This is a genomic window from Neobacillus drentensis (genome assembly GCF_036966985.1).
GTDB classification, from domain to species: Bacteria; Bacillota; Bacilli; order Bacillales; family Cytobacillaceae; genus Neobacillus; species Neobacillus drentensis_E.
In genome coordinates this window covers 666-15,065 of record NZ_JBALSN010000026.1, presented here as the reverse complement: position 1 = coordinate 15,065, position 14,400 = coordinate 666, and the positions used below count along the sequence as shown (strand labels likewise).

Genomic DNA, 14,400 nt, shown 5'->3' with positions numbered 1-14,400 from the left:
CTCCCGCAGGAGTCTTCGTGCCTGAAACGAAGATCAACAGAGTGCCAAAAACAACAGTAACCTTTAACACAGCACATACAAAAAGCCGCGGGCATCTTTTATGACCCGCGGCTGCTTAAAATTAGGCATGAAAAAAGAGTGCAGATCAGCGCACTCTCTCCTGCCTATTTATAGTGGGTAAAGAGATGTGTTATCGTTCCGTATTCATTTTGTAATTTTGAAAAAAGGGCAGACTACCCCCTTTGAAAATTACACCATGAAAAATTGCACGATAAATATTGAGTGCTTCCAGCCAAAGTAACCGTGCAAAAATAGAACGTTCCATCTCTTCTCCACCTCCGTTTCCAATTAGTTATTTCCATTGTAAATATTTCTGATAACGATTGCAAGCCCATCCTTTTAATGAAGATACTTTTTACTAGACCCCTGCCTTCTGCGATAGACAAACTTTCTATAATCATCCTCCTTTAGATTTCCATCGTAGATTAAAAAAAGCAATGATTGATACTCTGGATACCGCTCCATGACGAAAAGGGCGAACTCCTTCCGTTCGCCCTTTTGCATCAATTTAAACTCATCCTGGTTAATAATATCTTCAATCTTCTTTTCATAATAGGCTTTCGTATCTTCCCATTTTTCCTTGCGATTCTCCAATACATCTCGGGCATACTCAGGCAATTTCTCGATCACAAGATCAATATAGCCTTCTGACCACATAATCATTTTATCCTTTTCAGGAAGTTCAAAAACCATATGCATCAGTTCAAGATCATCTACTGTATCATTCGCTGCATATTTCCCGACCCGATTCATCCTGTTATTCACCTCTAGATCCTTTGGTTAGACTTCTTCTAAGGTATTCTCAATATCATAACTTTTCTTCATTTTCTCTAGCCATGTCGTGTACTCAGAATCAATTTTCTGATCTAGTAATGTTTCTTTTATTTTAGCCTTACTGTCTTTATAATTTGCTTCTTTTGCCTTCTTTTTAGCCTCTACTTTAATAATATGGTACCCATACTCCGTTTTTACTGGCTTACTAACTTCCCCGACGGCAAGACCAAATGCTGCATCATCAAATTCTGTGACCATGGTTCCTTTTGCAAAATAGCCAAGGTCGCCACCAACATTCTTCGTACTCTCATCAGTCGAATATTCTTTCGCTAGCTTTGCAAAATCACCGCCATCATTTAGTTTCTGTTTGACCTCATTTGCAGTTTTCTCATCAGCCACAAGAATATGACTTGCTTTAATCTGCTCAGCTTGGGCAAATGAATCTTTGTTTTCATCAAAATAAGTTTTCATTTCCTCCTCGGTAATGGTAATTTCCGGCTCTAGCAATTTTTTAATCGTCAAATAATTTTTTAGATCCTGTTTTAGGTATGCTAACGAAGTATTGTTGGTTTCAAGTGCTTGATTAAAGGCTTCTTCGCCGCCATAGGATGCTTTTAAAGTTTCGATTTCTTGATTCAGTTCACTATCTTTAACGCTAACTTTTTGTTTCTTGGCTTCTGCAGCCACAATTTTTTCACTAATGATTTTGTCCACGGTAGCAGAACCGTATTGTTCGACCATTTCACTATATAGTTCGTCTTTACTAATAGCCTCACCATTAAACTTTGCGACCGTATCCTCGTTCTTAAGGGTAAAACTTAGTAAAACTACCGACGTTACAATAAGTACTGATAGGATTATTACCATTATTTTATTTTGCTTTAATAAGGACATTTTTCTTGTTACTCCCTCCAATTAATCCGCGAGTTTCACATTTACAGTGATTTGTTTTCCATCGCGGTAAACTCCAAATTTTATTTCATCACCCTTGCTTACTTTGGTATATAAATATTTACGTAAATCTGAAGAACTGGTAATTTCTGTTCCATTCATGGAAACAATAATATCCTTTACTTGAAGTCCACTGCTTGCAGCAACAGAATTTGCCTCAATATTTGTGAGTATGACACCTTTTGTTGTGCTCGGCAGGTTTTGCCAATACATTTGTGCCACTTGATCAAGATCGGCAAGTCCTACCCCAAGATATGGACGGTCGATTTTACCATTCTTAATTAATTCATTTACAATGGGAATTAGGTCATTACTAGGAATCGCAAAGCCTAGCCCTTCAACACCACTCTCTGAAATTTTTAAACTATTGATCCCAATCACTTGCCCTTGTGGGTTTATTAAGGCACCCCCGCTATTCCCTGGATTGATGGCTGCATCTGTTTGAATAACGTTGGTATCCCAATTTCCAGCGGAGGTTGTAATGGCAATACTTCGGTTGGTTGCACTGACAATCCCTTGGGTAACTGTCCTTGAAAGATCAAGTCCAAGCGGGTTCCCGATGGCATAGACCTGGTCGCCTGGACGAAGTGTAGATGAATTACCAAAATCTGCCGTTGCCGTCACGTATTTAGCATCAATTTTTAAAACCGCTAGATCCGTTAAAGCATCAGTGCCCACCACCTCAGCCGTTGCTTTTTCACCGTCATATAAAGATACTTCTAGTTTCCTTGCTCCTTCAACCACGTGGTTATTGGTGACAATATAGGCAGTATTATTATTTTTTTGAAAAATAACTCCCGATCCCGAACCGCTTTCAACACTTTGCGAAGAGCTAGGATTTCCATAAAAATTATTCTGTTGTTGCTGATAATTAACAATCCCGACAATCGCCTTCGATACCTTTTCAACTGTATCTGCAATCGAATTAGAAGTTGCAGCTGTTGGCTGAGCCACGACAGGTTTGACCGCTTGTTGAGAACTAATTGCCTCTTGAGTCTCCACTTTCGGGAAATGATTTTTTATGTAGTCTGTATGAGGCAAAATCGCTAATGTCAATACAGACCCAATTACTCCTGCTGCAAGTGTGGATGCAAATCCTTTTACGTTTTGTTTTTTCTTATTTAGTTGATCCACCTGATTGTTGGTACGCGTTTGTTCCATTCCAGGTGTGACTGTTGCTTCCGTTGTAGGTTCAAATTCAGATCGTTCTTCTTGATCCTCACGATTCACAAAACTGTTTGTCTCCATCGTGAAGGTCGCATCTACTGCATAGGAATTTTCTTCGGTATGGTCGACATTAATTGACTCCTTTGATTGTTCTTCGACTTTTGTAATTTCTGTTATATCAGATGTATTTGGTTGATTTTTATCGAATTCATTATCATTTTTATAATCCATCTCATTCAATCTCCTTTAAGCATGTTTTATCTTGTCTTTACTTTACCTCGCAAATCTTAAGAAATTATTAACAAACTATAACGGCTTTTAGAAATATCTACGAATTTTTATCGTTTTTACGCAAAAAAACCGCAGGCACCAGCCCGCAGCTTCTCGCAATTTTTATAGTTTAATGACGAATTTTGTTCCTTTTCCCGCTTCACTGAAAACGTTAATTTCTCCATTATGAAGGAGAACCAATTGCTTAACAATCGAAAGGCCTAACCCAAATTCGCCATAGGGGTTACTGGTCCTAGAGATATCAGCCTTATAAAAACGGCGCCAAATATTTTCAATCTCACTCGGTTCGATACCAATTCCGGTGTCCTCCACTTCAATAATGGTCGACTGCCCCTCCGCTCTTCCTCGAAGCCAAATAGTCCCGTCTCTGGTAAATTGAATGCTATTTTTAGTAATATTAATTAAAATTTGAATCAGTCGGTCATAGTCAGCATTTACCATAACATCTGGTTCTGCCTGAATAACAATCTGATTATTTTTATCCTCAGCTTGCGGCAATAACTGTTCCTGAATAATTTCAAGTAACTCGAGGAGCTGAAACTCTTCTCTGTATAACTGGATTTGATTAGATCGAATTTTGTCATAATCCAAGTTTTCATTAACAAGCCGAATAAGTCTTTTTGCTTCTTGACTAACAAGATTGATTCCCCGTTCTTTATCTTCTTCTGGAATCATATCATTTTTCAACCCTTCGATAATGCCGCTAATGGTTGTTAATGGCGTCCGCATTTCATGGGAAACATCCGATAAAAATTGTCTCCGTCTATTTTCTAGACTTTCAATTTCCTCCATCGAGATATTAATTTTATCAACCATGTGATTAAAATCGTTTGCCAATTCACCAATCTCATCAAAATTAGAAGATGAAACGTGGACATGATAATTTCCAGCCGAGACAAGTGAGGTTGCTTCACGAAGACGTTTAATCCGGTTCACATGAATCCTCGATAGAAACCAACTAAGCAGAAATGAAACAACAAGCGCAATAATAATGGCATACATAATAAACTGATTTACGCGATGAACCATGGCACTTGAGCCGCTAATCGGTGAGGTTAATAGGATCCCACCTATAAAGGTTCCGTTATTCAGATACGGTAAAACAACAAAGGTAACCCCTTCTTGTCCGAACCTTTTAAAATCACTATTTACCACAAGAGTTCGACCTTTAGATATCCGATCCCAATCTTTGTTAGACAAACCGCCAATAGCTGGCCCCTGTTTTCCAACAGCATATAGTTTTCCATACTGATCAAAGATACTAAAGCTCATTTTTCTTGTTGTTAACACCGAACTATAGCGATTAATTATTTGGTCCGCCGCTTGGGGAGTTTCATCAATCTCGGAGAGAATAGCCTTTCCGTAGGAAATCAACTCGTTTGCTTTATTTTCATAGACCAAATTTTCAACATAATGCGCAAACAAAAGACTTAATACTAAGAAGGCAACAATAATTATACTAATATGACTGAAAAACTGTTGGTAAATGTATCTAAACTTCATCCGTTTTGATTGACTCATCAAACTTATACCCTACTCCCCATACAGTATGGAAGAATGGCCGTGCGGTTGTTTCAACTTTTTTCCGTAGACGTTTAATATGAACATCGACAGTCCGTTCGTCCCCATAAAACTGATAGCCCCACACCCGTTCAAGCAATTGCTCCCTTGAGAATACTTGGCGGGGATGTTCAACCATATAGTAAAGTAAATCAAACTCTTTCGGTGTTAAGTTTGTGACTGGGGTACCGTCGACAATCACTTCACGCGTATTTTTACTAATTTTAAAATGTTCAGTCTGAAGGAAATCGTCATTTTCCTTAGGTACTTGAGTTTGGAACCGCCGTGTGACTGCCTTAATTCTTGCCATCAATGTTAACGGACTGAATGGCTTGGTCACATAATCATCCGCACCCATTTCAAGACCAAGCACCTGGTCGGACTCACTGTCTTTGGCTGTTAACATGATGATTGGAACTGTGTAATTTTCTTGGCGAATTTTACGGCAGATGGTTACCCCGTCCATACCTGGGAGCATCCAATCAATAATTAACGCATCCCAAGTTCCTTCTTTAATACGGTTGTAGCCTTCGAGACCGTCATTCACAAACTCACCATCTATTCCCTCTTTGGCAAAAAACATTTCAATCATGGAGCAAACACTTTTATTATCCTCGATCACTAATATTCTCAAAATAATTCAACTCCTACTGATACCTAAAGTGTTCTTTTTATTAAGTTTATCTCAAATTTTAAGCATATCAACAATAAATACAATTCTTCTTTACTAATTAATAGTTTGTTCATAGTTCATTAATAATTCTCCAAAAAAAAGAGGCTTGAATCAACTTCAAGTCCCCTTGAAATATATAGTTAACTTTACGGCTCTAGAATTAACTTCCCATGTGTTTTCCGGGATTGAAGAAGGGTATGAACCTTTGCAGCCTCCTCTAAAGGGAATACCCCGCCAATGGTGAGCTTTAATTGCCCCGCACCGAGGTATGTAAGTAACTCAATTAAGCTTGGCTGCAACAATTCTGGCTTTCTCATAATCTGCGGCAAGAAAAAGCCGATCACTGATTGATTTCTAGCCATCAGAGACGACGGATAAAATTTGCTTTGTTCACCGCTTGCAGCTCCAAACACAACAAGACGTCCAAAAGTGGCAAGGCATTTGACAGTTTTATTAAAAACATCCCCGCCCACCATTTCAAGGGCAACATTTACCCCTTTTCCGCCTGTTGCTTCCAGAACCTGTTGTTCCCAATCCGACTCTGTATAGTTGATTAGGACATCTGCCCCCATTTCCCCTGCCAACGCTAACTTCTCATCTGAACTTGCTGTAGCAATGACCTTCCCTGCACCAAACAACTTGGCGAGTTGGACAGCAATTGTTCCTACTCCGCCTGCAGCTGCATGCACCAGCACGCTTTCACCTTTTTCCAACCTGCCCATTGTTTTTAAAATATGGTAAGCACTTAAGCCTTGAAGCGGCAGAGCGACAGCGGTATGGAAATCTAATTGTTCTGGCAGTGGAATCAGTGCCCGCTCATCGGCTAATGCATATTCGGCATAGCCTCCTGATTCAATTAAGGTCACAATTCTTGTCCCTGGTTTCACTTTCGTTACTTGCTCACCTACGGCAGCAACAACTCCGGCAATTTCCGCTCCTGGAATGAACGGCAGCGGTGTTTTAACAACATACTGCCCCTCTCTCCTTGCCGTATCAGCATAGTTGACCCCAATTGCTTTGATTTCAATTAGGACTTCATGACCGGTTGGGACTGGCTTTTCAATATCGACTACATGTAATACTTCGGGCCCACCAAATTCTGTTAATCGGATTGCTTTCATGGTTGTCATCTCCTATTTCCCTTTAAATACTGGCTTTCTCTTTTCCTTAAAAGCCGTAATACCTTCTTTGTGATCAGCTGTTTGCACCATTAATGTCTGAATCAAGCGCTCTTGCTCTAGGATATCCTTAAGTGAAGAGGTAAATGATTGGTCAATTAATTTTTTTTGTTTTCCGTAAGCTCTTCCAGGACCATGGGCCAATTTTAACGCAAACTTTGTTGTTTCTTCCTGAAGTTTTTCTAATGGAACTAAATAATTTATTACTCCTAGTTGATAGAGTCGTTCTGCAGGGATCGGCTCTGCCGTAAAGAAAAATTGTTTTGCTAAGTGCGGGCCAATTAATCTTGGAAGTAAATAAGATCCACCACCATCCGATATTAAACCTACTTGGGAAAAGCTGAGGGCAAACCTGCTATCTTCCGCAGCAACGATTAAGTCACAGGCTAAGACTAAATTAAACCCTGCTCCGGCAGCAAATCCGTGGACTGCGGCGATAATCGGCTTTTCAATGTCTTTCATTAACAAAATGAGTTCATTCAGTTTTCCGATATGGTCGTAAACTTGGCCAGAATCTGCTTGCCCCATGGTTTTCACATCACCGCCCGCACTAAAGGACCGGCCGGCTCCTGATAACACAATTACTTGAATATCTTCATTTGTTTGGGCGTTAATAAGCGCATCCTTTAATCCAATAATCATCTCAGGGCTAAACGCATTAAGACTTTCTGGACGGTTTAATGTCAAAGACAAGACCGGACCTAATTTTTCAACTAACAAATGTCCTTGGCTCATATTCATCTTCCTTTCAACTTTACTTTAATAATCGATTTACACAGAAATTGTTTCAACCACGACTTTTTCATTTTGTAAAATAGGGACAATCGCTGTTATGCCCTTGGAAGCAGCAATCCTAATGTCCTGCTGCTGGTCATATTTAGCAAGCAGTTTGCCGACATATGAATCTAGTAAAATTTCATATGCATCTGTTTGGCCCCGGTAGAAATATAGGGCCGTTTTAGCAGCATCTGTCAATTCATATTCACTATTTTTTACTAAACAATCAATTAAGTGTCCTGCCCCATAAAAGTCTTCTAAACTGGTTTCTCCTGAATTACCAGAGCATATGATCAGAATGGTCTGTTCCAACGTTACTTTTTGAATAGCGCCGGCAATCGCTGGATTATTAAGCATAGAGGCAACGTAAACCTTATTCGCTGCAGAAGATTTTCTTAATGCAACTGTACCGTTCGTCGTCGATAAAATTAATGTTTTACCATTGATCGATTCCCGGATTAACGTGGGACTAGGATAAACAAATCCGTCAATTGGTTTGGCGTCCAATTCTCCAGCCAGAATATATTCACCCTGTTGGTACAATTTTGCCTGTTCGACGGCTTCATTGCTGTGCAAGACTGGAATCACTTCCTTTGCACCATCTTTTAAAGCCGAAACAATTGTCGTAGTGGCCAATAGAATATCTAAGACCACCGCTATTTTATTTCCATCCGCCATTTTCTCTTCGCAGATTTCCTCTTTCTTCATGAGAAGGTGAATCTTCGTCATTCACACCCAGCTCCCTTTTAAAACCTCTCATCTGCAACATTTGCTGCATGCTTAATTAAATTTTTCACGAAATAATTAAAATTGGCAAAACGAATGTCAGTTGTTTGACCTTTCTTATAGCGGTAATAGATTTGTTGACCGATAACTGCCAGTTTAAAATAAGCAAACGTTAAGTAAAAATTGAAATTAGTAACATCCCTGCCGCTCTTTTTCGCATAAAGTTCGATGAATTCTTTTCTTGTCAAAAACCCTTCATGGACCGCCGTAACTGGTGCCTGCCCTAACCCATTTATCAACAGTTCCGAATCATCGCTTTGATTCCAATACCCCATCGCTACACCAAGGTCTGCAAGCGGATCGCCGACGGTGGTCATTTCCCAATCAAACAACCCAACCATTTCTGTTAAATTTTGATTAAACATGGCATTGTTGAATTTATAATCGTAATGAATAATTGTAGACTCATGGATTTTGGGTGTATGATCCACCAGCCATTTCTTCAAAGGTTCTAAACAATCGATTTCATCCGTTTTTGCCCGTTCATAGCGCCCAATCCAGCCATGGACCTGCCTTTCCATAAACCCATCCGGCTTGCTAATCGCAGCCAGGCCCGTCTGTTTGTAGTCAATTGCATGTAATTCTACAAGGTGTTCGACCATTACTTTCGATAACCTTCGACAGATATCATCCGATACAGAAATCCCCTCAGGAAAAGATGTATCGATTACGATTCCATTTTTTCTTTCCATTAAGAAAAAGGGGCTTCCAACAATTTTTTCATTATTAGAAAACAAATAAGGCTTTGGAGCAACGGGAAAAATCGGGTACAAATCAGATAGAATTTTATATTCCCTCTCCATATTGTGCGCTTTTGGTGCTATAGGACCTAAAGGCGGACGTCGTAATACCGCTTCCCACTTCCCTTTTTTTATTTGATACGTCAGATTGGAATGACCGGCGGAAAACTGTAATATTTCAAGCGGTCCACCGGGCAAATTTTCGATGGTTTCTTGTAAAAACGAATCAAGAACAGACAGGTTTAATTCCTCCCCTTGACGGACAGGGATGGTATCTTTACTCATTTGATGGGGCACCGTATTCCTCCTCTCAAATCTAAAATCATACTAACCGGTTAGTATCCACACTTTATAAAGGGGGGTTAATAATCCAAAATCCCCTTCTATACCTTTTTTCTTCAATTGTCTTGAATTCCCTTTAAGATCATTTCGACAAAAATCTCCGCAACTTCCTCGTCAGTGCATTTTCCATCTGGATTAAACCATTGGTAACTCCAATTGGTAATACCAAGAATCCCCATGGTAATGATCGGGGCATTTAAATCGGGCCGGAGCTCCCCTTTTTCCATTCCGGAACGAATTAGTCCTTCGATGTTAAGTCGGAATTGGTCTCTTTTTTGTTCAATTAATGTAAGATGCTCGGGACTTAAATTATTCATTTCCCGAAAGAAAATTTTAGCAGCTGCACCTTGGGTTGTTATGTTCGTAATTAGCATATAAACATTCGCCGATAATTTTTCCTTGAATGATTTTGAAGTGTCATTTAATATATGTTCCTGGTTATAAAGTAAACCATCAATATAACCAAGGTGGATATCCATTAGCAATTCTTCCTTACTCGAAAAGTAATAGTAGAATGTACCTTTTGTTACACCAAGTGAATCAACGACGTCTTGAATAGACGTTTCAGTAAAACCCTTTTTTTCAAATAGACTGATGCTTTGTGCTGTAATTTTTTCCTTCACATTATGTCCTCGCATTCTCGATTATATGTCTAATGAGAATTATATCATATTCAATAATGCCCCTTTAAGCACTAACGAGGATTTCGACTATCTAAATTGTTTTTTCGTAATTATTCTCAACTAAAGAAAAGACCTTATTTAATTTTCACTTCATCCCTTAAAGCGCGGCGGAGAATCTTTCCAACATTGGTTTTCGGGAGCTGATCGCGGAATTCCACGAGTCGCGGAACTTTATAGGTAGCCAAGTTTTTCCTGCAATATTGGATGATTTCATCATCAGTAACTGTATTGGCTGCTTTAAGGACTATTACTGCTTTAATATCTTCCCCTCTATAAGGATCAGGAACTCCAATACAAACTGCCTCTTGTACAGCTGGGTGTTCGTACAGCACCTCTTCAATATCGCGGGGATAAACATTGAAGCCACTTGCAATAATTAAATCTTTTTTCCGGTCAACGATATATAAATAACCATCTTCATCCACCTTGGCAATATCACCTGTAAATAACCAGCCGTCACGGAGAGTATTAGCCGTTTCTTCCGGCATATTCCAATATCCTTTCATTATCTGCGGTCCTTTAATGATGACCTCCCCTAATTCACCAACAGGTACTTCTATCGTCCCAGTTGCGATGTCTACAATTTTGTATTCAGTCGAAGGGACGCCAATCCCAACACTTCCCGGTTTCCGTTCTGAAAATGGCGGGTTGCAATGAGTGGTTGGGGAGGCCTCTGATAACCCATAACCTTCTAATATCATTGAACCAGTTTTCTTTTCAAAGCTGCGGAGCAGCTCTAGAGGCATCGGCGCACTGCCGCTGTTGCATGTTTTAATACTATTAATCCCGTATTCTTCCGCACGAGGATGACTGGTGATGGCAACATACATCGTTGGAACACCCGGAAAAACAGTTGGTTGTTCGTTTTTAATCGTGCTTAATACTTCCTCCAATTCAAACCGAGGCAGCATAATAGACTCAGAAGCTGTATAAATTGATAGGTTCATACAAGAACTCATCCCGAAAACATGGAAGAGTGGAATGACCGTTAAATAACGTTCTTTCCCAATTTCCATTTCTTCTTTAAAGAATTCATAACACTGAATGACGTTTGCTAATACATTTCGATGCGTCAGCATCGCTCCTTTCGATCTTCCTGTGGTGCCACCCGTATATTGAAGGACGGCTACATCGTGCTCAGGGTCTATCTCGATTGGAAGGACAGTTCCGCTGCTTTCAGATAAGAAAGTTTCAAAACTTCGATCCGGTGCAAATTCATTTCCTGGGGGCTGCAGACTGACGACAATAATATTCCTTAGTTTGGTCATTGCTTGAACACTTTTCACCCTTGGATATAAGGCATCGAGAACAACAATGGTTTCCGCACCGGAGTCATTCAGAATATATTCTAGTTCTCGTTCTACTGACATCGGGTTCACCTGGGTCACAATCGCTCCAGCTGTTAGAATTCCGTAATAGGAAATGACGTATTGCGGACAGTTAGGAAGCATGATGGCCACACGGTCACCTCTTTGAACTTGATTACGCTGCAAAGCAGAGGTAAAGGTTCGGACCAGTGCGTTTAATTGTTGATAACTAAATTTTTTCCCATAGAACGAGAGCGCAGAATTGTTAGGATATTTATCAGTCGTTTCTTGAAGGATTTGACTTAATGGTATATTTGGAATGGTGACATTTGTATTAATGTTTTCCGGATAATGAGCCAACCAGGCTTTCATTTCACTCATCAATTTTCCTCCCAAAATGTTTGATAAAACTAGATACGTCTAAAACGTTAAGCCGCCGCCATCAACAGATAGAGTTGTACCGGTAATAAATGAAGCCTCATCGGATGCTAAAAATAATACTGCATTGGCGACCTCATCCGGTGTTCCTATTCTCCCAAGCGCATTTGCTCGCGAAATAATTGGCCATTTCCGCTCATTTTGTTTCCAATGATCAATAATCGGGGTGTCAATCACTCCCGGTGCAATCGCATTAACCCTTATGTTGTATTTCCCGTATTCAAGTGCCGCATTTTGTGTCAGTGTGACAACCCCTGCTTTAGAGGCATTATAGGCAGACATATATTTCTGCCCTTTTAATCCTAGTAAACTGGAAGTGTTAATAATGGCTCCACCTCCTGCTTTAATTAATTCTGGTATGGCATATTTTATGCCAAGGAAAACACCCTTCAAATTTATATCAATGACTCGGTCCCATTCTTCTTCAGCCAAATCAATACTTCGTACTTCAGAATTTCCCACTCCAGCATTGTTGAACAAAATATGTAAAGCACCAAACGTGCTTGTCGTGGTGTCGATTAAAGCTTTTAATTGATCTGAATCAGTTACGTCTGTTTTTATAAAAATCGCTTCGCCGCCATCTCTTTTTATTAAACTAACGGTTTCTTCACCAATAGCTGCGTCAAGATCTGCTACAGCAACCCTTGCTCCTTCTTTCGCAAATCGGATAGCTGTCGAACGGCCAATACCACCCCCACCCCCGGTAATAATCGCTGTTTTTCCTTCTAATTTCATATTTCCTCCAGCCCTTCATCTTTGTCTTGATTCTATTGATACTTCCTCAATTCAAGTCTAGCTAACTGTGCACGGTGTACTTCATCAGGTCCATCAGCTAATCGTAATGTTCTTGCATTGGCCCATTGTGCCGCGAGTGTAAAATCGTTAGATACTCCAGCGGCCCCAAAAGCTTGAATGGCCCGGTCAATAACCCGTAATGCCATTGAAGGAGCAACGACCTTAATCATCGCTATCTCTGTCTTTGCTTCCTTATTTCCTACGGTATCCATCATATAGGCAGCCTTTAAGGTGAGCAGTCTTGCTTGCTCAATTTCAATTCTAGAATCAGCAATCCATTCTTGTATGACTCCTTGACTTGCTAAAGTTGTTCCAAATGCCGTCCGACTTTGAACGCGCTTACATAATTCTTCTAAAGCTCGTTCTGCAGCACCTATCAATCTCATACAATGATGTATTCTTCCTGGGCCTAATCTGCCTTGGGCGATTGCGAACCCTTTTCCTTCTCCCCAAAGAATATTTTCAGCGGGTACGCGTACATTTTCATACGTAATTTCTCCATGTCCATGCGGGGCATGATCATATCCAAAAACCGGGAGCATTCGGTCGATTTTCACACCTGGAGAGTCTAGTGGGACGAGGATCATGGATTGCTGTTCATGACGGTTCGCAGAAGGATCTGTTTTTCCCATGACAATCGCTATTTTACAACGAGGATCGCCTGCCCCTGAGGACCACCACTTTCGACCATTAATGATGTACTCATCCCCATCTCTTTCAATTCTGGCTTCAATATTGGTCGCATCGGCAGAAGCCACAGCTGGTTCGGTCATCGAAAAGCACGAACGAATTTCACCAGCTAATAAAGGCTTTAACCATTGTTCTTTATGTCTTTCTGTCCCATAGCGGACGATAACTTCCATATTACCGGTATCAGGGGCACTACAATTAAATATTTCTGGTCCTATTAACGACCGTCCCATAATTTCACATAATGGGGCATATTCTTGATTAGTTAACCCCGCCCCGTATTCACTTTCTGGTAAAAATAAATTCCAGAGACCTTCTGCTTTTGCCTTTTCTTTGAGTTCCTCCATGATGGGTGGAACGGCACTCCAACGGCTGTCTTGTTCGTTTAATTGTTGCTCGTAAATTCGCTCATTAGGATAAACATTTGCCTCCATAAAGGCGGTTAATTTTTCCTGTAACTCTTCCACTCTTTGAGAATATGAAAAATCCACTATTTCCACTCCCTTTCTCATACTAACCAGTTGGTATGTTCTTCATCTAATTATACCTGTAAATATTAAATATTCAAATAAATTCTAAATATTCTTTTAATTAGCTGTTAATTGGGATTCAAAAAGTATGTAGATTATAAGATGAGGAGGGCTGGCCAGAAAGGTTCATTCGTTTCCATCATGCTGATAATTAACAATTCCTGGCCTTAGAAGTTAAAACCTTTTTGTAAAGGATCGCTTTTGCTTGTTCATTACTTCATACGACTTTTCAATGATATCTGTTAGTACATCTCCTTTATAAATTCGGCCGAGCTTCAATCCTTGTTGGTAATATTCAACAATTTCATCTAGCAACTTCGAGGTTTCTTTTGTAATTCTTACATTTAATTGAATTCTTTCGTTTTCAGACATGTTATTCACTCCTATGTATTCATTAGCACTCTGCTAGCACTTTTCTATCCTGCTGTTATCATCTACTAATATACTATATTTCAACAAATTTTTCAGTAGAATCAAAAAAAATGGTCATCAAATTGATGACCATTTCAGCTGTCGACAAATCCGAAGGATTTCGGGTTTAAAATCGACAGTCTATTTTGTTTGGCTACATTAAACTAGTCTGTTGATTTCCATTCCAGGCGGCTTCGCTTTCCGCGGGCGGTTCGGGGAGCCTCCTCGGCGCTTTCAGCGCCTGCGG

15 protein-coding genes are annotated in these 14,400 nt (G+C 40.0%); all 15 read right to left on the bottom strand.

The window, feature by feature from the left end:
* Nucleotides 1-190: 190 nt before the first annotated feature.
* Nucleotides 191-325 (bottom strand): RAxF-45 family protein, encoded by a 135-nt coding sequence (locus tag V7659_RS01695; protein ID WP_335537700.1) that lies wholly within the window; start codon nucleotides 323-325, stop codon nucleotides 191-193.
* Nucleotides 326-399: 74 nt separating this feature from the next.
* The gene (locus tag V7659_RS01690; protein ID WP_335537698.1) at nucleotides 400-813 is read right to left on the bottom strand and encodes a hypothetical protein; all 414 of its coding nucleotides are present in this window, start codon (nucleotides 811-813) and stop codon (nucleotides 400-402) included.
* A 27-nt stretch (nucleotides 814-840) separates the two neighbouring features.
* The gene (locus V7659_RS01685; protein ID WP_335537697.1) at nucleotides 841-1,728 is read right to left on the bottom strand and encodes a peptidylprolyl isomerase; all 888 of its coding nucleotides are present in this window, start codon (nucleotides 1,726-1,728) and stop codon (nucleotides 841-843) included.
* 21 nt (nucleotides 1,729-1,749) lie between these two features.
* Nucleotides 1,750-3,183, bottom strand: a complete 1,434-nt coding sequence (locus V7659_RS01680; RefSeq protein ID WP_335537695.1) for a S1C family serine protease — start codon at nucleotides 3,181-3,183, stop codon at nucleotides 1,750-1,752.
* A gap of 162 nt (nucleotides 3,184-3,345) precedes the next feature.
* Nucleotides 3,346-4,764: a HAMP domain-containing sensor histidine kinase gene (locus V7659_RS01675; RefSeq protein WP_335537694.1), complete on the bottom strand. Its 1,419-nt coding sequence runs from the start codon at nucleotides 4,762-4,764 to the stop codon at nucleotides 3,346-3,348.
* Nucleotides 4,736-5,437 (bottom strand): response regulator transcription factor, encoded by a 702-nt coding sequence (locus V7659_RS01670; protein ID WP_335537692.1) that lies wholly within the window; start codon nucleotides 5,435-5,437, stop codon nucleotides 4,736-4,738. Before V7659_RS01670 ends, V7659_RS01675 begins: the two co-directional genes overlap by 29 nt.
* Nucleotides 5,438-5,622: 185 nt before the next feature.
* The gene (locus V7659_RS01665) at nucleotides 5,623-6,597 is read right to left on the bottom strand and encodes a quinone oxidoreductase family protein (RefSeq protein WP_335537690.1); all 975 of its coding nucleotides are present in this window, start codon (nucleotides 6,595-6,597) and stop codon (nucleotides 5,623-5,625) included.
* A 12-nt stretch (nucleotides 6,598-6,609) separates the two neighbouring features.
* Complete coding sequence (locus V7659_RS01660) at nucleotides 6,610-7,389, bottom strand: enoyl-CoA hydratase/isomerase family protein (protein WP_335537689.1); 780 nt, start codon at nucleotides 7,387-7,389, stop codon at nucleotides 6,610-6,612.
* A 36-nt stretch (nucleotides 7,390-7,425) separates the two neighbouring features.
* Nucleotides 7,426-8,160, bottom strand: coding sequence for a 2-phosphosulfolactate phosphatase (locus tag V7659_RS01655; protein WP_335537688.1), 735 nt, complete (start codon nucleotides 8,158-8,160; stop codon nucleotides 7,426-7,428).
* A gap of 17 nt (nucleotides 8,161-8,177) precedes the next feature.
* Complete coding sequence (locus V7659_RS01650; protein ID WP_335537704.1) at nucleotides 8,178-9,242, bottom strand: phosphotransferase family protein; 1,065 nt, start codon at nucleotides 9,240-9,242, stop codon at nucleotides 8,178-8,180.
* A gap of 113 nt (nucleotides 9,243-9,355) precedes the next feature.
* Nucleotides 9,356-9,922, bottom strand: a complete 567-nt coding sequence (locus V7659_RS01645) for a TetR/AcrR family transcriptional regulator (protein ID WP_335537687.1) — start codon at nucleotides 9,920-9,922, stop codon at nucleotides 9,356-9,358.
* 134 nt (nucleotides 9,923-10,056) lie between these two features.
* Nucleotides 10,057-11,670 carry a long-chain-fatty-acid--CoA ligase gene (locus tag V7659_RS01640; protein WP_335537685.1) on the bottom strand — a complete coding sequence of 538 codons (1,614 nt, stop codon included), beginning with the start codon at nucleotides 11,668-11,670 and terminating at the stop codon, nucleotides 10,057-10,059.
* A gap of 39 nt (nucleotides 11,671-11,709) precedes the next feature.
* Nucleotides 11,710-12,462 (bottom strand): SDR family NAD(P)-dependent oxidoreductase, encoded by a 753-nt coding sequence (locus V7659_RS01635; protein WP_335537684.1) that lies wholly within the window; start codon nucleotides 12,460-12,462, stop codon nucleotides 11,710-11,712.
* Nucleotides 12,463-12,494: 32 nt separating this feature from the next.
* The gene (locus V7659_RS01630) at nucleotides 12,495-13,703 is read right to left on the bottom strand and encodes an acyl-CoA dehydrogenase (protein WP_335537682.1); all 1,209 of its coding nucleotides are present in this window, start codon (nucleotides 13,701-13,703) and stop codon (nucleotides 12,495-12,497) included.
* A 213-nt stretch (nucleotides 13,704-13,916) separates the two neighbouring features.
* Nucleotides 13,917-14,114 carry a hypothetical protein gene (locus V7659_RS01625; protein ID WP_283874427.1) on the bottom strand — a complete coding sequence of 66 codons (198 nt, stop codon included), beginning with the start codon at nucleotides 14,112-14,114 and terminating at the stop codon, nucleotides 13,917-13,919.
* Between the last annotated feature and the right edge of the window lie 286 nt (nucleotides 14,115-14,400).